We start from the raw sequence: 25,515 nt of genomic DNA, 5'->3' as shown, positions 1-25,515 counted from the left end.
CATGAGCCAGCTTACGTGGTTTTTGACAATTGAATAAAACACTATGTTTATTGTAAAGAGGCTTAATTCTGATGTTGACTGAAATTGCTATTGCAGATGCTTATGGCGCAGGTTTTGAATTTTGTAGCGAAGATAAGATTATTTCACAGAACAATTTAGATTTATACAGCAAGCATGAGTTATACGATATTTTAGGCAAGTATACAGATGATACGCAGATGTCGATTGCGATAGTGGAATTCATATTATCTGGTCAAGAGTGGAATAAAGAAAATATAGCTTCAAAATTTATAGAGTGTTTTAAAAGAGATGTGAGATTAGGGTATTCAGAAGGTTTCTTCAATTTATTAAGTAAAGTGGAGTCTAGCAAAGATTTACTTGAATTAATAATACCAACAAGTGAAAGAAATGGGGCTGCGATGCGTTCAGTTCCTATTGGCTTTCTAAAAAATAAAGAAGATGTAATTGCTTTAGCAAAGTTACAAGCACAAGTTACGCATGATTCACCTATAGGAATTCAATCAAGTTGTGCTATCGCGTTAGCTGCCTATTTTGGAACTCGCCAAAAAGGTTCTATTAGCGATTTAGAGAGTTTTCTAGAGTCAGAGCAATATGGAAATTGGGATTATAATTGGAAAGATAGAGTATCTTTAAATGCATATGATACGGTCAGTGCGGCATTAACGTGTTTATTAAAACATAGTTGTTTAAGTGAGCTTCTAAAGTCATGTATTAATTTAGGTGGAGATACTGATAGCGTTGCGGCAATAGCTGTTGGTTTAGCTACATGTTTTAGAGAATACAAAAAAGATTTGCCTATTCAACTTTATAATAATTTAAATGAAGATAGATACGGAATATCTTTTTTATTAGATTTAGAGAGTAAGTTTTTGGAAAAATGCAATTTAGATAATTAATTATGGCATTAAGTCATTAAAACTTAATGCCATAATTTTAAGTAAAAATAATATGCTCTTTACTTAATCTTTTTAAAGATAAAGTCATTAATCTTATGACCTGACTCAATACCACGGCGTTCAAACTTAGTCACTGGGCGCCACTCTGGACGTGGGTAGCTGTTGCCTTTACCTGCCAAGTTTTCAAGATCTGGACGGTTGTCTAATACATCTAGCATCCATTCAGCATACGGTTCCCAATCTGTTGCAGCATGGAACGTACCGCCAAGCTCAAGTTTTTGTTCAACCAACGGCATACGCTCATGAGCAACAAAACGGCGTTTGAAATGACGTTTCTTTTGCCAAGGGTCTGGGAAGTAAAGTTGAACGCAGTTAATGCTGTTGTCTGGCATTTCACGTAGAACCTGAATTGCATCTGCATCAAGTACACGTAAGTTTTTAACTTCAGCTATGCCCGCTTCATATAGGCATTGAGCAATACCAGGTACATGGACTTCAATACCCACATAGTTCCGTTCAGGGTTTGCTTTTGCCATAAGTACTAACGAACGACCCATACCAAAACCGATTTCAACAGTTAATGGACGCTCTGGGTGTTCGAAGTGTTGACGTAGGTCGCCAACAGGATATTCCAAAATTAAATCGCGATGTTGTTCTAATGCCGTGCGTTGAGACGTATTAAGTGGTGCTGAACGACGCATAAACGTCACAATTTCACGGTGTTCAGGCAAATTGTCTAAGTCTGCAATTTGCGTTTCTAACTGATCGATCGACATAACCTTGGCAATATTGAAATTCAAATGCGGTATTTTAAGTCTTCATGGGATCAAGTCAAATGTTTCGGTGTTTTTCTTCATGTAGATGTCATGATCAATATTTACTCTAAGAGACTAATTAAAACTCATATGAACACTTTTACTCATGAAAACTTTTCAATTAAGAACACTTTCGGTCTTTTTAAGTGCATTAGGTGCATTTTCATATAGCTCAGTTGCTCAAGCGCAGCTCATGTTTAGCCAATATGTTGATGGCAGCAGTAATAAAAAAGGCTTGGAAATTTATAATCCAGATGGCGCTACAGTTAATTTAGCCGATTATGAGATTCAACAATTTAATAATGGTGGTACAGCAAAGACTGTGGCTTTTCGTTTACAAGGCACGCTTGCGAGTAAGCAGAAGTTTTTAGTGGGACGCTCAGAGTTACAAACTGAGCTTGGAAGTAAAGTTAATCAGGTCGCTGCTTTATCTTTTAATGGAGATGATGCGGTTGTACTTGTCTATAAAGGTACGCCTGTAGATCGTTTTGGCCGCATTGGTGAACGCCCAGCTGCAGGATGGGGGACAGCAGTTTCAAGCCTCGGAAATAGTTTTAAGCGTATTGAAACAGAAAACCCAGCTTTAAGTGTTGATGCAACCGCAGCATTTGATTTGGAACATTCATGGTCGGCTTGGACAAACCGAAATGACTTTTCAAATTTATCAGGTTCTACAACTCAGCCTCCTGTTGAAACGGTAAGTTGTTCAAGCTCAGATACACCAATTGCTGACTTGGCAGCAGCAACTCAAGACCAGACTTATACTGTGCGTGGTGTGATTACAGCTGATTATCGTTATGCCAATGGTTTCTCTGGTTTTTATGTTCAGACGCCAGATACAAAAGCACGTGCAAATGTTAGCAATGCGATTTTTGTTTATATCCCAAATAGCAGTACGGTCAAAGGTGGACAAGTTGGCGATGAAGTTATTTTACGTGGTCGTTTAACGTCTTATCAAAATCAGCTACAAATAGATCAATTACAACAAGATATTCAAACCTGTAACAGCAATATGGCAAATCAGGTTCAGCCGATTAGCCTCGAACTTCCGTTTGCTAGTTTAACGGGTGGCTCAATTAATTCACCGCAGCGTTATCAAGGTATGTTGGTTAAACTACCTCAGACTTTAACGGTGAGTGAGAACTATAATTACGGTCGTTATGGTGAACTCTCATTAAGTTTAGGCCGTTTATATATTCCAACCAATTTATATCCAGCGTTATCTCCTGAAGCTAAAGCTCTAGCTCAGAAAAATTTATTATCGAAAATTATTTTTGATGATGGCTATAACAATCAAAACCGTACACCATGGTTACCAAGCAATTTTAGCGCTGCCAATACGTTACGCTCGGGTTATCAACTTAAAAATGCTGAAGGTATTTTAGAATATCGTTTTAATGGTTGGCGTGTGCAACCTGTGCTTGGACGTAATCAGCCTGAAGTTATTACTCAAACAAACCCGCGTCAAAGCGTCCTTACTAAAAATGCTAATCACATTCGTGTAGCTTCATTTAACGTTTTGAACTATGACAATGGCGCAACAGGTTTCCCAACAGAGCGTGGTGCGACAACACAAGCTGAGTTTGATAAACAGCATCGTAAAATTGTGAGCGCATTAAAAGCGATTGATGCCGATGTTTACGGTTTAATGGAAATTGCGAACAATGGTTATGGGCCTAACAGTGCAATTGCCAATTTGACCAAAGCTTTAGGTAGCGATTGGAAATATGTGGTTCCTGAAAATCTAGACCGTTTAGGTGGTGATGCAATCGCAGTTGCTATTATCTATAACAGCAAACGTGTTAAGCCTTTAAATAAACCTGTTGTGCTTGATTTAGGCGACAAGAACCGAACAACTTTGGCGCAAAGTTTCCAAGCAGTTCGTGGTAATAAAACGTTTACTGTTATTCCAAACCACTTGAAATCGAAAAGCTGTAGTGGGGTCGATGCTAACTCTACTGACGCAGACCAAAAAGATGGTCAAGGTTGCTGGAACCCAACTCGTGTAAAAGCAGTTGATCAAATTGTGCAATGGCTCGCGAAAAATCCAACTCAAGTGCAAAAGCAAAATGCTTTACTTGTAGGGGATATGAATAGTTACGCAAAAGAAGAGCCTATTTTGTCATTTGAAAAAGCGAACTATAAAGTTTTACTTAATGACACTAAGGTCGGACAGGGTACTCAGGCGTATAGCTATGTGTATGGTGTTGCGAGTGATGCCAACGGTAATGGTGGAGCAGGTAACTTAGATCATGCAATTGCTGATGCAGCTTTATATCCAAAAGTGGTTCGAACCTTTGCATGGCATATCAATGCAGATGAGCCAACGGTTCTAGATTACAACGAAGAATATAAAACGGATGAGCAAAAGGCATTATTCTTTGGTGAAGATGCTTATCGTTCTTCGGATCATGACCCTGTAATTGTCGATCTAGATTTAAATGGAAAAGACTCAAGTCATCCTGACGATGATAAGAAAAATGGGATTTTTGATTTCTTAACTGAATTAGTGAATTGGCTGAGCCAGCTTTTTAAACGTAATTAAAGGAAAAATTGCGTGACGCAAATGTGTTTTATCATATTTTAAACAATCGTCACGCAAGACAACTTGCAAGGAATGACTTTTTGAAGAATATTAGATGGTGTAAGTATTTTATAAGTTTACGCTTTTTTACAATTAAAGAATTGTGCAAACCTTGCAGGTTTTCTAGAAGCAATTTAAAACGTTAATATGAGATAACAAGGATCAGATATGAAATTATATTATTCGCCAGGCGCATGTTCTTTAGCTGCACATATTATTTTAAATGAAATTAATGTTGATTTTGACTTAGAACGGGTAAATTTAAAAACTCATAAAACAGAAAAAGGCGCAGATTATTACGAGATTAACCCAAAAGGATATGTACCAGCTTTAGAAATTAATCCGGGTTTAATGTTAACTGAAAACGTTGCGATTTTACCGTTCCTTGCTCAGCATGATCCTAAACAAGACTTAATTCCTCCATCAGGGATGGGCCGTGCGAAAGTATTGGAATGGTTGGGATATTTGAACTCTGAATTACATGATGCATATGCAGTCTTCTTTGGGGCGCCGTTAACGACTGATGAAAAAAATAAAGCTTATGCAGAAATTGATCGCCTTTTAAAATATATCGATAACTATTTGGCTGAGTCTGATTATGATTATTTGGTAAATGATAATTTCGGTCCAGCAGATGCTTATCTATTTGTTTTAACAAACTGGTCAAATTCAATTGAACATGATTTAACACCATATAAACATATTATTGCTCTACGTAATAAGGTAGCAGAACGTCAATCTGTACAAATTGCGATGCGTGATGAAGGTCTAATTTCTTAATCAGTTTTTAGACATTAATAAAAAGCCCCTGTATGAACAGGGGCTTTTTTTATGCTAAAGATGATTAGTGTTGAGCATCTTTTTTCACATCAGCAGCAGTATTTTCAACAGCTTGGGCAGCATCAGCAGTTGCCTTACGAGCAGTCGCTTCAGTTTTTGCAGCAGCTTCAGCGGTTGCGTCAGCAGCATGGTCAGTTGCAGCATCGATTTTTGCAGTAGCATTATCAGTTGCAGTAGCAATATCGCTTGCAGCTTTGTCACCAGCTGATTTGATATCTGCAGTTGCTTGTTGAGCAGCATTTTCTAAGTGTTCACCCGTTGTCGCACCTGTTTCTGGAGCTTTATCTTTATTACATCCAACAAGGGCAACGGTCGCAGCAAGACCTAAAGCAACAAGTAATTTATTCATTGTGTTTTTCCTTCTAATTCATGGCATCCAAATATGGATGTATAAAATATAAACATAAACTAACTGATTAATAAAGATCGAAAATTGTTAAAGAGTTGTAACTCTAATATTAAAAAAGCCTAGCATTTTGTAATGCTAGGCTTGGGTTAAATCATACTGGTTGGACTGAATTTTATTGCCCAGAACGGATGATGTAATCAAACGCAGAGAGTGATGCTTTAGCGCCTTCACCTGTGGCAATAATGATTTGCTTGTAAGGCACAGTCGTACAGTCACCCGCAGCAAATACACCTTTGACATTGGTTTCGTTGCGATCATTCACAATGATCTCACCACGGTTGGTTAACTCAACTTCACTGTCTTTTAAGAAGTCAGTGTTTGGTAATAAACCAATCTGTACAAAGATCCCTGCAAGCTCTACAACATGCTCTTCATCAGTGGCACGGTCTTTATATTTAAGACCAGTCACTTGTGAGCCATCACCTAACACTTCTGTGCTTAACGCATTCATAATCACAGTTGTGTTTGGCAAGCTATGCAGTTTGTTTTGCAACACTTGGTCAGCACGAAGTTTTGTATCGAACTCAACCAAAGTCACATGCTCAACAATTCCTGCAAGGTCAATTGCAGCTTCAACACCTGAATTACCACCACCAATCACGGCAACACGTTTGCCTTTGAACAATGGACCATCACAGTGTGGACAGTACGCGACACCACGGGTACGGTATTCTTGCTCACCCGGTACATTCATTTCTCTCCAACGTGCACCTGTTGAAAGGATCACTGTTTTCGATTCAAGTTTTGCACCGTTTTCAAGTTCAACTTCAACCAGACCATTGATCGTTTGGTTTGCACCTGTGATTTTGCTGACACGTTGCAGGTTCATGATATCAACATCGTATTCACGAACATGTGCTTCCATCTCGGCAGCAAACTTAGGACCTTGAGTCTTTTGCACAGATGTGAAGTTTTCAATGTCCATGGTGTCCATCACCTGACCACCGAAACGTTCAGCTACGATACCTGTGTTAATACCTTTACGTGCTGCATAGATTGCTGCTGTTGCACCCGCAGGTCCACCACCAATCACCAATACATCAAAAGCATCTTTGGCATTGAGTGCTGCTGCATCTTTTTCAGCTGAGTTGGTGTCAAGTTTTGCCACAATCTCTTCAAGGGTCATACGACCTTGACCAATGTGTTCATTGTCTTGGAACACCATTGGTACAGCCATGATTTTGCGTTGTTCCACTTCGTCTTGGAAGAATGAACCATCAATCATGGTTGCTGTTGTATTCGGGTTATAAATCGCGATCAGGTTAAGCGCCTGTACCACATCCGGACAGTTATGACAGCTGAGTGATACAAACACATCAAAGTTAGCTTTGAGGTTTAAACCTTTAATCTGGTTGAGCACTTCATCAGAAACCTTCGGTGCATAACCAGACACCTGTAACAATGCCAAGATCAAAGATGTAAACTCATGACCCATTGGTAAGCCTGCAAAGAACACACGAGGTTGTTCACCTGCTTTAGCCACACCAAAGCTTGGACGACGTGTATTGTTGCCATCAAAACGGGCAGTCACTTTGTCAGAAAGCTCAGCGATTTCTGTCACTAACTCTTTAATTTGAGCAGCTTTATCTGATTCATCTAAAGCAGCAACTAATTCGATTGGACTTTCTAAACGTTCTAAGTAAGCTTTTAATTGAGTTTTAATGTTTTGATCTAACATCTGTTTTTACTCCAATGCATCCAAATTCTTTCAATAGATGCATAGTACGTTAAAACACAAAATAGGTGAAACAGTATGTTTTTATAGATTTAATCGGTTTTTTGAATGTTGGTTAACACTTATAAGTAATATCAAGAAGTTAAAGTGGAATTTGTCTTTTGGTCGTCTTTATTACTCTTTTTTATCTTTTAAAGTGAAAGTGTTTAAAAATTTATATATGTTATATGGCTGTAAAGATTTTATGTCATAACATTAAAAGGTACTTTCATGTCATTGCAACGCGGCATTTATCAGCATTATAAAGGTAATCTCTATCAAGTTTTTTCTGTGGCAAAACACAGTGAGACTGAAGAGGAACTCGTGGTTTATCAGTGTCTTTATGGTGACTATTCAACATGGGTACGTCCGCTTGATATGTTTACTGAAACGGTTCAAATGGCTGATGGAAGTATCGTGCCACGATTCAATTTAATTCAAAGCACTTAACTCAAACGGTTGTCATATAAAATAACGATTTTAAAGGGTGAAGATATGCCAAATACTTTTTTCTTACAAAGAGTTGCAGATTTATATGACACCTTTAAACGACATGATGGCCAGCAGTCAGATCGCTTGCTACGCTATCGAAATATTGAGGCTGAATCTGCAAAACTTCTGTCGCAATTTATCCGAATGCAGCAAGCCAAATCAATTTTAGAAATAGGTACTTCAACGGGTTATTCTACTCTATGGCTTGCTGAGGCTGCACAATCGACTCAAGGAAAAGTAACGACACTTGAGATTGATGCCAATCGTAGTACCGAGGCGAAACGCCATACGACTGAATTAGCATTAGATGAAGTGGTTGATTTTTGGATAGGGGATGCAGCCGATTATTTAAAAGAAACTCACGAAACGTTCGATTTTATTTTGTTAGATGCTGAGCGTAATGCTTACGAAAATTATTGGCCCGATTTAAAGCGTCTGATGAAGCCCAAAGGTGGTGTTCTTATTATTGATAAGGTTATTTCACATGCGGCTGAAGTAAGTTCATTCTTATCTTTAATTAAAAAAGATGAAAATTTTATGAGCAGTATTTTGCCAGTAGGCGCAGGTTTAAGTCTGGTGGTTTTAAAGTAGGTTCGCTTTCTTGAGATATTCTTGCCGATAAGCTTGTGGACTACAGCCTTGTACTTTATTAAATGCACGGGTGAAATTGGCAGGGTTGGAATAGCCCAGTTCATAGGCAATATGGGTAATGGTAAAGGTAGAATTCTCTAACAAATCAATGGCACGCTCAGTACTGATCTGTTGCTTTAAATTTTGAAATTCAACGCCTTGCTGTTGTAAATAGCGTTGCAAAGTTTTGGTCGAAATATTTAATACTTTGGCACACTCCATTAGGGTTGGAACTTGATTGGCTTGCCGCAACATCATGCTGACCCATTCAACAATTTCACCTTGATGATAGATCTTCTGGATTTGTTCCTGACAGCGTTGTTCAACTATTTTTAGACTATGGGCGTCAGCTAGAGGCAAGGGTAGTGCTAATTGTTGTTGATCAATCACCACGCGTATACCTGAAAGCCACGTATAGTTAAAGTGGAAATTGGCTTTTACTAAGGATATGTAACGTTCTTGATAGCTAGGCTCTGGAACACTCAAATACACTTGGTAGCGTTGTAATTGCTGACCTGCCAATTCTAACAAGCTGTAGTAAAAGGCTACGGCAATCGCTTCAATATGAAAGGCCAAACATTGCTTATTCATCTGCAAAATCGGTTCAAATAATAGTTCAACCTTTTGCTGATTGGTCGGAAACTGAATGCTGAGCTTAAAACTCGGCATAATCAGTCTAAAATATTGTGCAATTAGCCTAAGGGCATGTTCCAGATTAGGACTGGTCATTAGTGCATAGCCGACCAGACTATGTGAGCTGAGTTTTATGTTTTTACCCAGTTCAAAGGCTAGGTCTTGAGTGTTGGGCAGACTTAAACCCATCTCAATGAATTGTTCAATTTGTTGAATCGACAATAATTCTGTTTTTGATAGTTCTTGTTGGAATGCCCTCAGTAAATCATTATCGTATTGATGCGTACCGATTAAAATTTCAATCAGTCGTAAATAATAACGTGATGGAATAACAGGAATCTGTTGCTTCTGCACAAGAAAAACTCAGCAAAGTCTTAAAATGATAATAGCAAGTCTTAAAATGATAATATAGAGGGACTATGAACGAGCACAATCAATTCAAGCAAAACATTTTGTGTTTGATTGGAGTCTCTAATGAATATGCATACTCAACTGGATGTCGAGCAAGCGACAACAACATTTAAGGATAAAAAACGTCATTTATGGCTATTGGGTTTGGCTGTACCAACCATTGCAATGGGTGGGTTAGCAGGCTATCAATTTGGTCCTAAAAAAACTAAAAAATTCTTCGCTTCATTTGGGCCATTATTTATTCATGGTGTTATTCCTGCATTAGATAAACTGATTGGGGAAGACAAGGAAAATCCGCCATTAGACGCAATCGCGGATTTAGAAGCAGATCCGTATTATGCTCGCATTGTTAAACTTTTTATTCCTTTGCAATATGCGACCAATATTTATGGAGCATATTTAGCCAGTCGTAAAAATACACCTCTTGCTGATCAGGTTTTACTTGGAACTTTGGTGGGAATGGTTAATGGGATTGCCATTAATACGGCACATGAACTCAGCCACAAGAATGGGCAGCTTGAACATTATTTATCTCATTTAGCTTTAGCGCCTTCGGGTTATAACCATTTTCGAATTGAACACCCTTATGGACACCACCGCCGAGTTGCGACACCTGAAGACCCAGCATCTTCACAATTTGGTGAAACCTTTTGGAAATTTTTACCGCGGACTGTAATTGGCAGCTTTAAATCGGCGATTGAAATTGAAAAAAATCGTTTAGAACGTAAGAAATTGCCTTTCTTCTGTAAGGAAAATGAGCTGATTCATGGCTGGGCAATGTCGGCTGTGTACCATGTAGCCATGTTTGCGAAATTTGGTGCGCGTTCGATTCCATTTCAAGTTACTCAAGCTGCGTATGCAATAACTTTGTTTGAATCGGTGAATTACATTGAACATTATGGTTTAAAGCGTGCAAAGAAAGAAAATGGCCAATATGAACGTACTTTGCCAGAGCACAGCTGGAACAATAATAATGTGGTGACTAATCTGTTTTTGTATCAATTACAACGCCATTCAGATCATCATGCCAATCCAACTCGTAGCTTTCAGACCTTACGTCACTTTGAAGATGCACCGCAATTACCAGCAGGTTATGGTGCAATGATTTTGCCTGCATTTATTCCATCTTGGTGGTCAAAAATTATGGATGATCGCGTTGTCGAGCACTATAAGGGTGACCTTAGTAAAATCAATATGCATGTTGATGTGAAGGAAAAAAAGTTAGAGAAATATATTGGTCAAAATGACGCGGCTTAATAGCCAAAAGATATAAAAACAGATCAGCCCCATTGGGCTGATTTTTTATGATTAAGCAGAAATACGGAGTCTATTAAAATGCAGATCAAACTCAAGATATTTGTGAACAAATGCAGTTTTATCATTGGTACGTAACAAATTATTGTAGATAAACTCTGGAACTGGATGGTAGAGCTCACCTGAGCCATTGCTATAGAAAATTTTTAAATAGCGTGAAGAAACATCGTATTTCCAAGAGGTTACAACAACAGATTTTTCCATATAACTACTCCTACTTTTATTTGATCTTTTAATACATATATAAAGCTCTTTTGTTTCATAATTCGACAGTACTCTAAGTTAAGCAGGCTGACAATTCATAAATGAATATTGCTATAAATTTATAAGTATAAGAATTGTAAAAAATTAGCTATAAAATTTGGGTGTGGAATAGAGCTTAGATTTATAAAAATAACCAATAAAAAAACCACCCTAAAAAGGGTGGTTTTCAGACGTATTGGTCTAATCTAAAAAATTAGATTTTACCAACTAGGTCGATAGATGGAGCAAGAGTAGCTTCGCCTTCTTTCCATTTAGCTGGGCAAACTTCACCTGGGTGAGCGTGTACGTATTGAGCAGCTTTTACTTTACGAAGAAGTTCAGACGCGTCACGGCCGATACCACCAGCGTTGAGTTCAACGATTTGGATTTTACCTTCTGGATCGATAACGAAAGTACCACGGTCAGCTAAACCTTCAGATTCAATAAGAACGTCGAAGTTTTTAGAAAGAGTCCAAGTTGGGTCACCAACTAATGGATATTGGATTTTTTTGATTTCTTCAGAAGTGTCGTGCCAAGCTTTATGAGTGAAGTGTGTATCAGTAGATACAGCATAAATTTCAACACCAAGTTTTTGGAATTCAGCGTAGTTGTCAGCTAAGTCACCAAGTTCAGTTGGACAAACGAAAGTGAAGTCAGCTGGATAGAAGAATACAACAGACCACTTACCTTTAAGGTTAGTTTCGTTAACTTCAACAAATTGGCCGTTGTGGTAAGCAGTTGCTTGGAATGGTTTAACTTCAGTATTAATCAAGCTCATCATTGTCTCCATGATTGAGGTTTATATTTAAACTTGTTTACGAGATGTAGAATAAATAAAAATTCTTTATTGGGGAAATAGTATTTTTACATGACTAAAATCGGAAAATTGAATAAGTGATAAATTTACGATTTTTAAGTCCCCAAACACTGTATTCGATTTGACTGCAAAAACATGTAAATCAAATGACAGTTATAGTAAAAGAAACTTGCATAACAACATGAAGTCTACTTAGTCAAAATTCAAGGGTAAAATTTTAAAAAATTAAAAATATATAAAAAACCAAGTGTTTTACCTGAAGGGCATTAGAGCGTAAAATAGAGGATTGTTGTATTTTCAGGAAAATTTGTCTGTGCAGAATGATTTAAATATTGATCAGTTGGTAATGGCAAGAGATCGTTACCGTTTAAATCGTTTGCGTAAAGATAAAAAAGCCAATACAGCAGAGATTGAAAAATTATTTGAACAATCGAATGCCAAAGTAAGGCAGCGTTTTGAACGCCTCCCTAAAATTAAACTGAATCAGGAACTACCTGTTTCTCAATATGCTGACCGTTTAATTGATGCGATTCAAAAGCATCAGGTCATTATTGTGGCAGGTGAGACCGGTTCAGGTAAAACCACTCAGCTTCCTCAAATTGCAATGTTAGCAGGCCGTGGCTTAACAGGTATGATTGGTCATACTCAGCCACGTCGTTTAGCTGCACGTAGTGTGTCGCAGCGTATTGCAGAAGAAGTCGGCGAAAAGCTTGGCGAATCGATTGGTTTTAAAATCCGATTTAATGAACAAGGTTCGCAAGATTCGATTGTACGGTTAATGACCGATGGTATTTTGCTTGCCGAGTTAGGCAATGACCGTTTCTTGTCTAAATATGACACGATCATTATTGATGAAGCGCATGAACGCTCACTCAATATCGATTTTATTATGGGTTATTTAAAGCAGTTACTGCCAAAACGCCCAGACCTAAAAGTTATCGTGACTTCGGCAACTTTAGATGTAAATCGTTTTAGTAATTACTTTAATGATGCACCAGTTTTTGAAGTAGAAGGTCGTAGCTATCCGGTTGAAGTGCTTTATCGTCCAATTTCAGAGATGAATATTGGCGGAAGTGATGACGATGAGTTTGATGATTTCGAAGAAAAATTACCTCGAGCAGTCGTACAGGCAGTAGAAGAATGCTTTGCTGACGCAGAAGCAAAAGGTCACCCCGAACATGCCGACATTTTAATTTTCTCAAGTACAGAGCAAGAAATTCGTGAGTTGCAGGAAACCTTGCAAAAGTACGGGCCAAGACATACCGAAATTTTACCGTTGTATGCGCGCTTAGCTGTTTCTGAACAACAAAAAATTTTTAGTCCAGGTGGTAAAGGCCGTCGTATTATTATTGCGACCAACGTGGCCGAAACTGCACTTACGGTTCCAAATATTCGCTATGTGATTGATAGCGGTTTTGCCCGTATTTCTCGTTATAACTACCGTTCACGTGTGCAACGTTTACCAATTGAAGCAATTTCTCAAGCTGCTGCTAATCAGCGTAAAGGGCGTTGCGGTCGTATTGCGGCGGGTGTGTGTATTCGTTTATATAGCGAAGAAGACTTTTTAAGCCGTCCTGAGTTTACCGAACCTGAAATTAAACGGACTAACTTAGCGTCTGTTATTTTACAAATGCACAGTTTAGGTTTGGGTGAGCTAGAAAACTTTGATTTTATTGAGCCGCCAGATTTCCGACTTGTAAATGATGGCCGTAAGTTGCTGATCGAGCTAGGCGCACTTAACGAGAAGAAAAATGAGCTGACTAAAGTCGGGCAAATGATGGCACGTATGCCAATTGATCCACGACTCGCTCGTATGATTGTTGGCGGTGCTCATTTTGGTGTACTCAAAGAAATTTTAATTGTGGTCAGTGCTTTAGCTGTCCAAGACCCACGTGAGCGCCCAGCCGATAAACAGATGCAGGCTGACCAAAAGCATGCTTTGTTTAAAGAAGCAGATTCAGATTTTCTGTTTTATTTGAAACTTTGGGATACTTTAAATCCTAAAGGTGAAGCAGGTATGTCTGAAAATAAACGACGTCAGTTTGCTAAGCAGAATTTTTTAAGTTGGTTACGTTTACGTGAATGGAAGCAGACACACCAGCAATTGGTTGAGTTAGCAGAAGGTTTAAAACTTAGCTTTAATGAAAAAGCTGCAAATTATGAAAACTTGCACCGCGCATTGCTGACAGGCTTATTATCGTTCATTGCCAATAAAACAGATGAGCGCAATACCTTTATGGCGGTGCGTCAGCAAAAGGCTAAAGTTTTTCCAGCAAGTACGTTGCACAAAACCAATACCTCTTGGGTGATGGCTTTTGAGATGGTTGAAACCTCTCAAGTGTATTTACGTACTTTAGCCAAAATTGACCCTGAATGGATTTTGCTTGCTGCACGTGACTTATTGAAATATCACTATTTTGAGCCGCATTGGTCTAAAAAAGCTGGGATCGTAAATGCCTATGCTCAAATTTCGCTGTTTGGTTTAATTATTGAGCCAAAACGGTTAATTAATTTTGAGAAAGTTGACCAGCCTGCTGCGCATGAGATTTTCTTACGCGATGCATTAACCACTGGTAATTTGGGTACGATCCCACCATTTTTAAAACACAACTTGCTTAAACTTGAAGAAGTAGAGCGAGTTGAAGATAAATTGCGTCGCCGTGATTTAGTGGTCGATGAAGAAACGATTTATCAGTTTTATGCCTCTAAGATTCCTGAAGAAATCGCAAGCCGTCGTAGTTTTGAAGACTGGCGCGCGACGGTAGAAGCGAATCATCCACGCTATTTATTTATTGAAGATGATTCACTCTGGCTCAATGACCGACCAACAACGCAGCAATTCCCAGATCATCTACACAATGGGCAGCTACGTTTAGCAACAACATATCATTTTGACCCGAGCCATGATGAAGATGGTGCCACTGTTCAAATTCCTGTGCAGGCGCTGCCTCAAGTTGATGAAAATATTTGGTCATGGGGAATTCCGGGTTGGCGCCAAGATTTAATTGAGGCATTACTTAAAGCTTTACCTAAAGATAAGCGTCGTAATGTAGTGCCTATTCCTGATACTGCTCGTAAGCTCATGCAAGGCATTGATGCAGTACATTTACGTGAACATATTTTTAGTTATTTAGCTTTTGCCTTACGTGGTGAGCAAATTACTGACAAAGATTTCTCGTTTGAACGCATTGATCCATATTTGGTGCCTTTCATTAAGGTTATTGATGAAAAAGGTAAGCTGATTGCGAAAGGTCGTGATTTACCTGAGTTAAAAGCACGTTGCCGCGTAGAAACACATCGTCCAGTTAAACAGCAAAAAGGTGAGTTTAAGGACTTTCCTGAAAACTTTACTTTTGAGGCTTCTCATAAAGTTACGGGCGTTGTAGTAAAGCAATATCAGGCTTTGGTTCCTACAAAAGCTTTTGCTGACCTCGAAGCTAAAGATGAGTCAGGCATTGTTATTCAAACGTTTAACGATCAAGCTGAGGCGATTAAGCAGCATCGTGAAGGGATTATCCGTCTCGTCCATATGCAACTTGGCGATTTGGTTCGCCAGTTGAAAAAGCAGATTTCAAAACCGCTTGCTTTGGCATATTCACCTTTGGGTGATAAAGCTAAGCTTGAGCAGATGTTGGTCTATGCTACGTTGCAAATGGCAATTACAACTTTGCCAATTAATGCAGATGAATTTAATAAACTACTCGAGCAAGTCAAAAAGCAATTTTTGAGTCATGGTCAGCAAGCACTTGAGCAATTAAGTGACATTTATATCCAGTGGCAACAAATTCGCCGTCAGCTTTTGGTGCTTGATGCAGGTGTGTTTGGACGTAGTATTGATGATATTGAAGATCAGTTAGATCTCATGTCACTTGGCAATTTTGTTTACTGCCAACCCGTCGATCTTTGGCAGGAATATCCGCGTTATTTAAAAGCGCTGCTATTGCGTTTAGATCGGTTGCCAAATAATCTACAGCGAGATCATGCCGCTATTGATGATGTCGATCCATGGATGGACAAGGTATTTAAATTCAAAAACAATTCCAAAATCAAAGAATTGTATTTGATGTTGGAAGAATTCCGCATTTCTTTATTTTCTCAGCCGATGAAAACCAAGATGCCTATTTCACCAACTCGACTGCAAAAGTTATGGGATCGTTTGGGAATCAGTTAAGATAGATCGGGGTCTGTTTATGTTGTTGTTTAGCCTACAACGCAATTTATAAATGAAAGATTAACAGACCCTATTCATTTTTTTAGGAGTTTTACATGGGCATTCGTATCACAGGTACTGGGTTATTTCACCCAACAGAAATCATTTCTAATGAAGAACTGGCCGACAGTTTAAATGCTTATGTGGAACAATATAACCAAGAGAATGCAGAGAAAATTGCAGCAGGTGAACTCGAAGAATTACGTGGTTCTAGTGCTGAATTTATTGAAAAAGCGTCTGGTATTAAGCGCCGTTACGTGATTGAGAAATCAGGTATTCTTGATCCAAATCGTTTGCGTCCTCGTTTGTCTGAACGTTCAAACGATGAACTTTCACTTCAAGCAGAGTGGGGCGTGATTGCTGCGAAACAGGCAATGGAAAATGCAGGTGTAACTGCTGAAGATATCGATGTTGTAATTTTAGCATGTTCAAACATGCAGCGTGCTTATCCAGCTGTAGCGATTGAAATCCAGTCAGCACTTGGCATTCAAGGGTATGCCTACGACATGAACGTTGCATGTTCAGCTGCTACTTTTGGTTTGAAACAAGCAGCTGATGCAATTCGTTCAGGTGCTCGCCGTGTTTTATTGGTGAACGTTGAGATTACATCGGGTCACCTAGACTACCGTAACCGTGACTGTCACTTCATTTTTGGTGATGTTGCAACGGCTTCTATTATTGAAGAAACGACTACTAAGACTGGTTTTGAAATCTTAGATATTCATTTATTTACGCAATTTTCAAACAACATTCGCAATAACTTTGGTTTCTTAAACCGTAGTGAAGATGCAGTGGTTGACGACAAGTTATTCCGTCAAGATGGCCGCAAAGTATTTAAAGATGTTTGTCCGTTAGTGGCAAAAATCATTAATGCGCAGTTGGAGAAAATGCAGTTAACTGCAAACGATATTAAGCGTTTCTGGTTACATCAAGCCAATGCCAACATGAATGAACTAATCTTGAAATATGTGGCTGGTAAAGAGGCCGATCTAAGCCGTGCCCCAATTATTCTAGATGAATTTGCAAATACCTCTTCAGCAGGTGTGATTATTGCTTTACACCGTACAGGCCACGAAGTAGATAATGGCGAGTATGGCGTGATTTCATCTTTCGGCGCTGGTTATTCAGTGGGTTCGATTGTTGTACAAAAGCATGTTGCTTAAGCTACAAGATTAATTAAAAAACGCTCGTAAGAGCGTTTTTTTATGAGCGAAATAAAATAAAAAAGCAGGCCAAAATTAGCCCGCTTAGATTGAATCAAAAGTTATTAAAACTTTTTTGTGTAGTTTACAAACAGGCGATCTTCACCAAAGTCATTGCCGTGTTTAACGTTGTAATCAATACGAATGTATTGCAGAGCAACGCCTTTTAAGAATGGCTGCTGAAACGCATAATTTAAAATCACATTCGACTCAGTCTCGTGGTTTTTCTCGCCATTGGCTGCTTTAAAGTCATGTCCGTAAACATATTTCACCATTGCATTTAGGCCTGGTACATAGTCTTTAAAGTCATAGCCATACATTACATGATAGGACTTTTCGTCTTCTTTAAAAAATCCGGTGGTATTCCAGTTAATGAAATAAGTCTCTGGCAAAAAGCCATCTGGTAGAGGGTAAGCCGACTCACCCATAATTTGTTGATAACCTAAACCAAATGTATGATTTTTTACTTTAAGTGTTTCTAACACCCCAATGTTTTGCGCATCAATATCAAAAGTATTGCCGTCATTTTTAGCATTGAAGTACTTAAACTTAGAGGTGAGAGCAAAGTTAGGTTGTTTCCAATTATGCTCTAATCCTACATAGTGCTTGTTGTAGAGGTCTTCCAAATTACCAAAGTAATATTCACCCTTGAGTGAAGGTGTAAATTGATATCGCAGATCAATGTAGTTTAAACCATCAGATTCTTTAGTAATTCCATTTGCCGTGAATGAAAACTTTTTAAAATCTTCTTCATTTCGTGGTGACACTTTTTCCACTCGGCCAATTTCAGCATAAAGCTGATCTGAAAGTTCCGACTTAAGATTGGTTCCCCAATATGAAGCAAGTAATTGTCGGCTAGCATCGACAGCCGTTACAGGTAGGTCTAACCAGAGTTCACCAACACTTAAAAGGGTTTTGTCATATCCTAGTTTTAAAGTCGCGCCGTATTTTAAAAAGTCTGATGCTTGTGACTGAGTTTCTTTATTAAAAGGCAAAACCGTGTCCGCAACGTGTTTGTCTGAACTCAAGCGAACGGCGTATTGAACAGAAGCATCTGCACCAATCGTAATGGGCTTATCTGCAATTTGCAGAGGGGTGTCATGCATTTTCGATTTATAAAATAACGATGCTGCTTGAGACCAACTGCCTGTGTCTTTGAGTGCATCATTATCAAAATTACGATTGATATAGGCATTTTTTAAAGTGAATTTCCATTCATCTTCGGGCTGCTGATTTGGATTTGCAGCGAATGAATTGCCACACATCAACACTAAGGTCGCAAAAGTTAAAGCACATGGTTTAAAGCGGTGTAATAATTCCATAATCCATTTCCAAAAGATGCGCCAGTCCTCGGCGCATTTATGTTTACTGCTGGGTAAGCGTGTTTTGAGGGTTAAAAGTTGATGGCGTTTGTGCAGCAACAGAGGCTTTTAGATTGACCATAAATATTGCAAGTGCAGCAATCACACCCGGAATTGCAATCGCTAAGAAATTCATTTGGTGAGGAAGCTCAAGTGTGAGAAGGGCTCCTGTTAAAACTGGTCCAATAATCGCACCGATACGACCAATGCCAGATGCCCAGCCCATGCCAGTTGAACGAAGTGCCGTTGGATAGAACTGTGCAACGAAGGTGTAGAGTAAGATTTGCGAACCAATTGTGGCAGCACCAGCAATCGCAATCAGGCTATATAAAATAAATTGTGGACTATTGATGCCAAGCAGAATTAAAGCTGCTGATCCCACAATAAACATGATCGTAATAACAGGTTTTAAATGGAATCTGTCTGCTAAAGCACCGCCACCAATTGCACCGACCATACCGCCAATATTAAGTGCAAAGAGGAATAACATGCTCGCACCTAATGAGTAGCCCGCTTGCAGCATGAGTTTAGGTAACCAGCTTCCTAAGGCATACACCATGAGTAAGCACATAAAGAAAGCAATCCAGAACATAAATGTGCTGAAGGTACGGCCTTGTTGGAAAAGCGCACGGACAGGTGCATCTGTGGTTGTGCTTTCGTTTAACACCAGTTGTGTATTGACGTTTACCTGCGTTTCTGGCGCAATTTTACAAACAATACTTTTTGCCTGCTCGCTATGGTTTGATTTCACTAAAAAGGTGAGAGATTCAGGCAAAAATTTCCAAATGAGTGGGAGCAATAATAGGGGAATACCCGCAATTAAAAACATGATTTGCCAGCCCATGTCTTTAACCAGCCATGCACCGAGTAGCGCTGATGTCATGCCACCAATTGCGTAACCGCTAAACATGATTGCGACTAATGTACTGCGAATTTTTTTCGGTGCGTATTCGGTCATAAGCGCAACGACGTTTGGCATAACGCCACCAATACCAAGACCTGCAATAAAGCGCAAAATAGCAAACTCAGTTGGTCCGTTGGCAAAGGCACCGATAAAGGTAAATCCGCTAAATAAGGTGACACAAATCAGGATGGTTTTTTTACGTCCCAGTTTGTCTGAAAGTGTGCCGAAAATCATGGCACCAAACATCATACCAAATAGAGCAGCACTGGCGAGTAAACCAGCTTCTACCGCAGTTAATGACCATTGTTGCATTAACAGAGGAAGAGCAACCCCGTAAATAACTAAATCATATCCATCAAAAATAATAATAAGTAAGCACCAGATTAAAACTTTCCAATGAAAAGATGTAAAACTGGCTTTATCAATTAACTCATTAATATTAACCTTGCTAATATCCATTTTCTTCACCTCCAATTTGTGAAGCATCGTGTTATTTTTTAATAAACTATTTTGTTATTGGATTAGAGTCAAAAACCTAATTGATATATCTTTATGTCTTTAAGGTATTGTGCTTTTATTGGTTTAATTGTTTGAAAAATATGTATTTATTTTTATTGCTTTAGTTGGTTTTGTTGTGTCTTTAAAAGGGGATTAAATATTGTATGATGAGAATTTTAAGGATTTTATAGATGTTTTTTTATAGATTTTATTGATGATAATCACAGCTAAAAATATAGCTAATTTTATATTATGAATTGAAGTGAAAATATAAAAAAAAATACTAAAGTCTATTATTTAATTATTTTAGAAATTGATCTTAAAAATGAAATTTAATCTATATTCAATAAAAAATCGCAAAACCAGAATTAGCAAATTATTTGCATCCTGATTTGGCGATTGAGGCTTTATTTTAGTGGCGGGCGCTTAGATAAAAAACTTAATTTGTGGCTGAAGTTGAACGTGGGGTGAGAATGAAATGGGCGATTACACCAATACAAATACCCCAAAAGACTGAGCTTAATCCAAGAAAATGCATGCCCGATGCTGTGGCTAAAAAGGTAATAAGAGCAGCATCACGTTGACTATCATTTTTCATGGCAACAGAAATATTGGTGGCAATCGCTCCAAGCAAGGCTAAACCTGCCAGTGCTGCAACCAACTCTTTAGGAAGTAAGCTAAATAGCATGACAATACTGCCAGCAAATAAGCCACCTAAAATATAAAAAATCCCGTTGGCGATTCCTGCGATGTAACGTTTTTCTTTAAGTTCATGCGCATCTTTGCCCATACATAAAGCAGCGGTAATTGAGGCAAGCACAATCGTAATACCACCGACACAGGCAACGGCTAAAGAAGCAATACTGGTGATAGTAATAATGGGTTTGGCTGGTGTGTCGTAACCGCTGAGTTTCATAATCGCCATACCCGGTAAAAATTGGCCGGTTAGGCTGACTAAAATGAGAGGAACAGCGAGGTTGAGTGTTGAGTTCCATGTCCATTCGGGACTAATCCACTGCGGGATCGCTAAACTAAAACTCACATCAACCGGATTCATTTTTCCTAAAATGAGGCTCAATAAAACTCCAGCAGCTAACACCCAAATCATGGTGTAGCGCGGCATTAAACGTTTGGCAATTAAAAAGACAATAAGCATGCTAAAGACAATAAAAGGCATACTATCAGATGCGGTAAATAGACCAATACCAAATTGAAAAAGAATACCCGCCATCATGCCGGCAGCGACGTCTTGCGGAATCCACTTTAGTAATTTGTCGAAGTAACCTGTAATGCCAATTAAAAAAATAACGATGGCGGAAGTAATATAGGCGGCTACCGCTTCATTCAACGAGATGTTTGGAAATAGGGTAACTAATAGGGCAGTGCCCGGTGCTGACCATGCGGTTATGACAGGAGTTTTATATTTAATCGAAAGATAAATACCTGAAACGGCGGCACCAATTGAGATTCCCCAAATCCATGACACCATCATGTCGGTGGACACATGAGCACGCTGAGCAGCTTGGAAAAAAATAATCAGTGGGCCTGAGTAAGAAATTAAAACCGCAAGAAAGCCCGCAACTATTGCTGATATGGACCAGTCATTTTTTAATGTCTTGAACAGGGTTGCCATGTGTGATTGCCTCCATGCAAATCATATTATTTACCCAATCATATAAAAAGATCAGGGTTAACCCTGATCTCCACCTCCGACTGAAATAACCGAGCCAGTCATATATGATGCTTCGTCTGATGCAAGAAATAAAATTGCATTTACTTGTTCTTGAATTGTGCCATAACGGCCCATAAATGTTCGATCTATTGTTTGATTAACCACTTGCTGCATCCAGTCTTTTTCATTTTGACTTAACGGATTGGCATTACGTGGTACTTTGCGAGGTGGGGCTTCGGTTCCACCCGTCGCAACGGCATTGACTCGAATTCCATCTTTAGCATGTTCAAAAGCAAGCGATGCGGTTAAAGCATTTACCCCACCTTTAGATGCAGAGTAGGGAATACGGTTAATACCACGGGTTGCAATTGACGATACATTTACAATCACACCCGATTGTTGCTTAATCATGGCGGGCAACACAGCGCGGCAGCACCATAAAGTTGGAAACAATGAGCGATTTACTTCCTTAATGATCTCTTCTTCAGAAAACTCTTCAAAAGGTTTCATCCAGATCGCGCCACCTACATTATTAATCAGGATATCTACCCGACCATAGTGTTCGATGGCTTTTGCAACTACCGCTTGCGCGCCTGCATAGGTTTCAAGGTCGGCATTAATCGTGACGGCATTGCCATTTGCACTCTGAATTTCTTTGAGAACTTCTTCAACATATTCAGAGCGGTCAGCCATGATGACTTGGCCGCCTTCAGCTGCTACTTGTAGTGCCACACCACGACCAATACCTTGGGCACTACCCGTAACAATCACGACTTTATCGGTAAATCTTTGACGGTTTGACATATATAACTTCTCCACCTTGAATTAGTTTGCAGAGAATTTTTCAAACAAGAAGTTAGCAGGTTTGATATTTTCAGTTTCTAACCAGCCACGTACCGCTTCTACCATTGGTACTGGGCCACATAGATAAACATCGACGTCGCCACCGTTTAACCATTCACTTTCAATATGACCAGTGACATAGCCTTTGCGTTCATGGTTGCTCTCAGGGCTTGCGACCACAGTGCGATATTCAAACCACGGGAATTTCGCTTGCAACTCGTTGAGCTTTTCTAAAGCAACCAAATCAAAGTCATTGGTTACACCAAAGACTAAACGAACAGGCTGTTCTGAACCTTTTTCTTCAAGCACTTGTAACATCGACATAAATGGGGCAATGCCAGTACCACCTGCGAGCATCAGCACTGGACGCGCTACATTACGTAAATAGAAGCTACCGAATGGGCCGGTAAATGTCATTTTGTCGCCAGCTTGGGCATTTTTGCTCAAGAATTCACTCATTTTGCCGTTCGGTACGTTACGGACCACAAAGCCCGTTAAGCGATTGCCCGGTTTTGAGCTAAATGAATATGAACGTGTTTCACCAGTTTCTGGAATCGCAACGTTGACGTATTGACCTGCAAGGAAATGAATATCTGGTTGACCTTCATCAAGTTGAATATCAAATGTGATCGTTGAGTCTGATAAGTTTTCAACGCGGGCTAATGTACCTTGGAAGCTATGAATTGCTGTTTTGCAGACATCTGATGAGGCTTGAATTTGAAATACGGCATCTGAGGTTGGGCGACATTGGCAAGCAAGAATATAACCTTGCTCAGCTTCTTCTGGTGTTAATGCATCTTCAATATAGGTTTCTTCTGGCATGTCATAACTACCGGACTCGCAAAATGCGCGGCAAGTTCCACATGCACCATCACGGCAATCCAAAGGAATATTAATTTTTTGGCGATAGGCTGCGTCAGATAGGGTTTCGCCCTGAGCTACGTTAATGAAACGTGTAACACCATCTTCAAATTGAAGTGCAACATTGTGGTTTGACATGGCATGTATCCTACAAAATATTTGAAACTTTTACCCTCAGCCAACAGTCCGTTTAACTGAGGGGGTATGTCTTAAAGGTGGTAGATATCAATCACTTGATTGATGTAGTCATTTTTCAAAACGACATACTTGCTCAAGATCTTTGGTTGATCACCTGAAAAATCGATCACATAACGTGACATACCGAAATAGCTGTAATTTGTCTTGTAACGGAAACTCAAGGTATTCCAGTTAAAGCGCACAGTAACTTTGTCGCCATCGCGTTCTACGACTTCAACGTTGGCAATATTGTGGCTTGTGCGTGTGTCCGGCATGGTTGCAGATGAGCGCTCGGTTTTAATACGGAACACACGATCTTCTAAACCTTGACGGTCTGGATAATAAATAAGTGAAATTTCAGATTGTGGATCTTCAGTTAATCTATCGTCGTCGTCCCAAGCTGGCATCCAGAAAGACGCTTCTGGTGCATAGCATTCAATCCAATCTTCCCATTGTTCATCATCTAAAAAACGAGCTTCACGATAGAGAAACTGAGCAATATTTTCTAAAGTTGCTTTGTCTTGAGCACTCATGCTGTTTCTCCCTGATCAGCAATTTCTTTCTCTGATGCAATCGCATGTTTCATGGTGTGTAACCAATATTGATGTTGGGCAAGATAAAGACCTTCATCTTCAGTTTTGATACCACTTAACATTGGTTTTAAACCGATTTCATTCGCTGCATCGTCTGGTCCATAAATCCAGTGTTTTGAACCACGGCACATGTCATTCCATTCAAGTGCAATACCTGCGTAGCCTGCCTGACAAGCACGGAACTCTTCTAAATCGTCTGGTGTTGCCATGCCTGAAGCATTAAAGAAATCTTCATATTGACGGATACGACGTGCACGAGCTTCGGGTGCTTCGCCTTTAGGAGCAATACAGTAAATGGTAACTTCAGTTCTATTAACCGAAAGTGGGCGAAGTACACGAATTTGCGAACCGAACTGGTCCATCAAATAAACATTTGGATAGAGACACAAATTACGTGAGCGCTCAATCATCCATTTCGACATTGCTTCACCGTATTTTTCGGTGTATTCATCTGCTTTCGGGAAGTTTGGGCGGTCTTCTGGGTTTGCCCATTGTGTCCAAAGCAACATGTGACCATTTTCAAAGCCATACGAGCCACCGCCTTGTTTACCCCAAGAACCTGCACTCATGGCACGGATGTTATCGGCAGCTTGAGTTTCTTTACGGTGTTGAGTTGTTGCTGCGTAGTTCCAGTGCACAGCAGAAACGTGGTAACCATCGGCGCCATTTTCAGCGGTGAGTTTCCAGTTACCTTCGTATGTATAGGTAGATGAACCACGTAAAACTTCAAGGCCATGTTCAGACTGATCAACAATCATGTCAATGATTTTGGTGGTTTCACCCAAGAATTCTTCAAGTGAAGGAACATCGGGATTTAAGCTACCAAATAAGAAACCTTTGTAGCTCTCAAAACGAGCCACTTTTTTAAGGTCATGTGAGCCTTCTTGGTTAAAGCAGTCCGAGTAACCAGCTTCGCTTGGATCTTTAACCTTGAGTAATTTACCTGAGTTGTTAAACGTCCAGCCGTGGAAAGGGCAAGTATATGTTGCTTTGTTACCACGCTTGTGACGGCAAAGTTGTGCTCCGCGGTGTGAACACGCATTGATCATGGCATTCAGTTCGCCGTTACGGTTGCGGGCAATAATGACCGGCTGACGACCGATGTGAGTGGTGTAGTAGTCATTATTATTCGGAATTTGACTTTCGTGTGCTAAGTAAACCCAATTACCTTCGAAGATATATTTCATTTCGAGGTCAAATAGGGCTTCGTCAGTAAATACTGAGCGATGAAGTTTAAATTCACCTGTATCGATATTATCTACAAGTAATTCATCAATACGGTCAAGATGGCTAGTATTGATTACAGGAATACGTGGCATGTCCGTTCTCCGACTTTCCAAAAGTGTGGAAGTCACCAAGGCCTTAGCTACGATTT

The 25,515-nt window shown here is 39.5% G+C and carries 20 protein-coding genes and 1 pseudogene; 8 read left to right on the top strand and 13 right to left on the bottom strand.

Translation table 11 applies throughout. The features are described from left to right. Positions 1-71 precede the first annotated feature (71 nt). The gene (locus AOLE_RS13445; protein ID WP_013198480.1) at positions 72-917 is read left to right on the top strand and encodes an ADP-ribosylglycohydrolase family protein; all 846 of its coding nucleotides are present in this window, start codon (positions 72-74) and stop codon (positions 915-917) included. Positions 918-976: 59 nt separating this feature from the next. On the opposite strand, the gene trmB is transcribed toward AOLE_RS13445, so the two are convergent. After that, complete coding sequence (gene trmB, locus AOLE_RS13440; protein ID WP_013198479.1) at positions 977-1,693, bottom strand: tRNA (guanosine(46)-N7)-methyltransferase TrmB; 717 nt, start codon at positions 1,691-1,693, stop codon at positions 977-979. 145 nt (positions 1,694-1,838) lie between these two features. Here trmB and AOLE_RS13435 point away from each other — a divergent pair, with 145 nt between their 5' ends. Both AOLE_RS13435 and AOLE_RS13430 read left to right on the top strand, forming a co-directional pair. Further along, positions 1,839-4,277: an ExeM/NucH family extracellular endonuclease gene (locus AOLE_RS13435; protein WP_013198478.1), complete on the top strand. Its 2,439-nt coding sequence runs from the start codon at positions 1,839-1,841 to the stop codon at positions 4,275-4,277. Between the two features lie 207 nt (positions 4,278-4,484). Then, entirely contained in the window at positions 4,485-5,096 is a 612-nt protein-coding gene (locus AOLE_RS13430) for a glutathione binding-like protein (RefSeq protein WP_005303579.1), read from the top strand. Positions 5,097-5,160: 64 nt separating this feature from the next. On the opposite strand, the gene AOLE_RS13425 is transcribed toward AOLE_RS13430, so the two are convergent. Then, a complete protein-coding gene (locus tag AOLE_RS13425) occupies positions 5,161-5,505 on the bottom strand; it encodes a hypothetical protein (RefSeq protein WP_005303582.1) in 345 nt (114 codons plus the stop codon). Positions 5,506-5,677: 172 nt separating this feature from the next. Further along, positions 5,678-7,243, bottom strand: coding sequence for an alkyl hydroperoxide reductase subunit F (gene ahpF / locus AOLE_RS13420; protein WP_013198477.1), 1,566 nt, complete (start codon positions 7,241-7,243; stop codon positions 5,678-5,680). Positions 7,244-7,510: 267 nt separating this feature from the next. On the opposite strand from ahpF, the gene AOLE_RS13415 reads away from it, so the two are divergent. Both AOLE_RS13415 and AOLE_RS13410 read left to right on the top strand, forming a co-directional pair. Then, positions 7,511-7,729, top strand: coding sequence for a DUF1653 domain-containing protein (locus AOLE_RS13415; RefSeq protein ID WP_013198476.1), 219 nt, complete (start codon positions 7,511-7,513; stop codon positions 7,727-7,729). A gap of 45 nt (positions 7,730-7,774) precedes the next feature. Continuing rightward, on the top strand, positions 7,775-8,362 hold the full coding sequence (locus AOLE_RS13410; RefSeq protein ID WP_013198475.1) for an O-methyltransferase: 588 nt from the start codon (positions 7,775-7,777) through the stop codon (positions 8,360-8,362). Here AOLE_RS13410 and AOLE_RS13405 read toward each other — a convergent pair. After that, complete coding sequence (locus AOLE_RS13405; protein ID WP_013198474.1) at positions 8,354-9,388, bottom strand: helix-turn-helix domain-containing protein; 1,035 nt, start codon at positions 9,386-9,388, stop codon at positions 8,354-8,356. The genes AOLE_RS13410 and AOLE_RS13405 overlap by 9 nt on opposite strands. Before the next feature lie 120 nt (positions 9,389-9,508). Here AOLE_RS13405 and AOLE_RS13400 point away from each other — a divergent pair, with 120 nt between their 5' ends. After that, complete coding sequence (locus AOLE_RS13400) at positions 9,509-10,702, top strand: alkane 1-monooxygenase (protein WP_013198473.1); 1,194 nt, start codon at positions 9,509-9,511, stop codon at positions 10,700-10,702. A 51-nt stretch (positions 10,703-10,753) separates the two neighbouring features. Here the strand turns inward: AOLE_RS13400 and AOLE_RS13395 are convergent, their stop codons facing one another. Continuing rightward, entirely contained in the window at positions 10,754-10,963 is a 210-nt protein-coding gene (locus tag AOLE_RS13395; RefSeq protein WP_004793625.1) for a KTSC domain-containing protein, read from the bottom strand. A 253-nt stretch (positions 10,964-11,216) separates the two neighbouring features. Beyond that, positions 11,217-11,780: an alkyl hydroperoxide reductase subunit C gene (gene ahpC, locus AOLE_RS13390; RefSeq protein ID WP_003652649.1), complete on the bottom strand. Its 564-nt coding sequence runs from the start codon at positions 11,778-11,780 to the stop codon at positions 11,217-11,219. A 352-nt stretch (positions 11,781-12,132) separates the two neighbouring features. Between ahpC and hrpA the strand changes: the two genes are divergently transcribed. Then, entirely contained in the window at positions 12,133-15,990 is a 3,858-nt protein-coding gene (hrpA, locus tag AOLE_RS13385) for an ATP-dependent RNA helicase HrpA (RefSeq protein ID WP_013198472.1), read from the top strand. Positions 15,991-16,085: 95 nt separating this feature from the next. Further along, entirely contained in the window at positions 16,086-17,192 is a 1,107-nt protein-coding gene (locus AOLE_RS13380) for a beta-ketoacyl-ACP synthase III (RefSeq protein ID WP_013198471.1), read from the top strand. A gap of 104 nt (positions 17,193-17,296) precedes the next feature. Here AOLE_RS13380 and AOLE_RS13375 read toward each other — a convergent pair whose 3' ends face one another. The 7 genes and pseudogenes from AOLE_RS13375 to benA form a co-directional block, all read right to left on the bottom strand. Continuing rightward, positions 17,297-18,553: an OprD family outer membrane porin gene (locus tag AOLE_RS13375; protein ID WP_013198470.1), complete on the bottom strand. Its 1,257-nt coding sequence runs from the start codon at positions 18,551-18,553 to the stop codon at positions 17,297-17,299. A gap of 43 nt (positions 18,554-18,596) precedes the next feature. Then, positions 18,597-19,955, bottom strand: a complete 1,359-nt coding sequence (locus AOLE_RS13370; RefSeq protein WP_013198469.1) for an aromatic acid/H+ symport family MFS transporter — start codon at positions 19,953-19,955, stop codon at positions 18,597-18,599. A gap of 478 nt (positions 19,956-20,433) precedes the next feature. Further along, the gene (benE, locus tag AOLE_RS13365; RefSeq protein ID WP_013198468.1) at positions 20,434-21,627 is read right to left on the bottom strand and encodes a benzoate/H(+) symporter BenE; all 1,194 of its coding nucleotides are present in this window, start codon (positions 21,625-21,627) and stop codon (positions 20,434-20,436) included. 57 nt (positions 21,628-21,684) lie between these two features. Then, positions 21,685-22,470, bottom strand: coding sequence for a 1,6-dihydroxycyclohexa-2,4-diene-1-carboxylate dehydrogenase (locus tag AOLE_RS13360; RefSeq protein ID WP_013198467.1), 786 nt, complete (start codon positions 22,468-22,470; stop codon positions 21,685-21,687). A gap of 21 nt (positions 22,471-22,491) precedes the next feature. Beyond that, positions 22,492-23,508, bottom strand: a complete 1,017-nt coding sequence (gene benC / locus AOLE_RS13355; protein WP_013198466.1) for a benzoate 1,2-dioxygenase electron transfer component BenC — start codon at positions 23,506-23,508, stop codon at positions 22,492-22,494. Between the two features lie 52 nt (positions 23,509-23,560). Next, positions 23,561-24,080 (bottom strand): annotated as a pseudogene (gene benB, locus AOLE_RS13350) (benzoate 1,2-dioxygenase small subunit). Next, positions 24,077-25,459, bottom strand: a complete 1,383-nt coding sequence (gene benA / locus AOLE_RS13345) for a benzoate 1,2-dioxygenase large subunit (protein WP_004793610.1) — start codon at positions 25,457-25,459, stop codon at positions 24,077-24,079. Before benA ends, benB begins: the two are co-directional and overlap by 4 nt. Positions 25,460-25,515 lie beyond the last annotated feature (56 nt).

The sequence above is a fragment of the Acinetobacter oleivorans DR1 genome (assembly GCF_000196795.1).
Classification (GTDB): Bacteria; Pseudomonadota; Gammaproteobacteria; order Pseudomonadales; family Moraxellaceae; genus Acinetobacter; species Acinetobacter oleivorans.
Note: the sequence above shows the minus strand (reverse complement) of the source record. Positions and strands in the feature narration are given on the sequence as shown.

Bases quoted from the DNA above. Each gene is read 5' to 3' on its own strand.
- AOLE_RS13435 (WP_013198478.1), top strand. From the start codon at position 1,839: ATGAAAACTTTTCAATTAAGAACACTTTCGGTCTTTTTAAGTGCATTA.
- AOLE_RS13395 (WP_004793625.1), bottom strand. From the start codon at position 10,963: ATGGAAAAATCTGTTGTTGTAACCTCTTGGAAATACGATGTTTCTTCA.
- AOLE_RS13430 (WP_005303579.1), top strand. From the start codon at position 4,485: ATGAAATTATATTATTCGCCAGGCGCATGTTCTTTAGCTGCACATATT.
- AOLE_RS13445 (WP_013198480.1), top strand. From the start codon at position 72: ATGTTGACTGAAATTGCTATTGCAGATGCTTATGGCGCAGGTTTTGAA.
- ahpF (WP_013198477.1), bottom strand. From the start codon at position 7,243: ATGTTAGATCAAAACATTAAAACTCAATTAAAAGCTTACTTAGAACGT.
- benC (WP_013198466.1), bottom strand. From the start codon at position 23,508: ATGTCAAACCACAATGTTGCACTTCAATTTGAAGATGGTGTTACACGT.
- AOLE_RS13410 (WP_013198475.1), top strand. From the start codon at position 7,775: ATGCCAAATACTTTTTTCTTACAAAGAGTTGCAGATTTATATGACACC.
- AOLE_RS13370 (WP_013198469.1), bottom strand. From the start codon at position 19,955: ATGGATATTAGCAAGGTTAATATTAATGAGTTAATTGATAAAGCCAGT.
- AOLE_RS13415 (WP_013198476.1), top strand. From the start codon at position 7,511: ATGTCATTGCAACGCGGCATTTATCAGCATTATAAAGGTAATCTCTAT.
- AOLE_RS13380 (WP_013198471.1), top strand. From the start codon at position 16,086: ATGGGCATTCGTATCACAGGTACTGGGTTATTTCACCCAACAGAAATC.
- AOLE_RS13425 (WP_005303582.1), bottom strand. From the start codon at position 5,505: ATGAATAAATTACTTGTTGCTTTAGGTCTTGCTGCGACCGTTGCCCTT.
- AOLE_RS13400 (WP_013198473.1), top strand. From the start codon at position 9,509: ATGAATATGCATACTCAACTGGATGTCGAGCAAGCGACAACAACATTT.
- trmB (WP_013198479.1), bottom strand. From the start codon at position 1,693: ATGTCGATCGATCAGTTAGAAACGCAAATTGCAGACTTAGACAATTTG.
- benE (WP_013198468.1), bottom strand. From the start codon at position 21,627: ATGGCAACCCTGTTCAAGACATTAAAAAATGACTGGTCCATATCAGCA.
- AOLE_RS13360 (WP_013198467.1), bottom strand. From the start codon at position 22,470: ATGTCAAACCGTCAAAGATTTACCGATAAAGTCGTGATTGTTACGGGT.
- benA (WP_004793610.1), bottom strand. From the start codon at position 25,459: ATGCCACGTATTCCTGTAATCAATACTAGCCATCTTGACCGTATTGAT.
- AOLE_RS13375 (WP_013198470.1), bottom strand. From the start codon at position 18,553: ATGGAATTATTACACCGCTTTAAACCATGTGCTTTAACTTTTGCGACC.
- ahpC (WP_003652649.1), bottom strand. From the start codon at position 11,780: ATGAGCTTGATTAATACTGAAGTTAAACCATTCCAAGCAACTGCTTAC.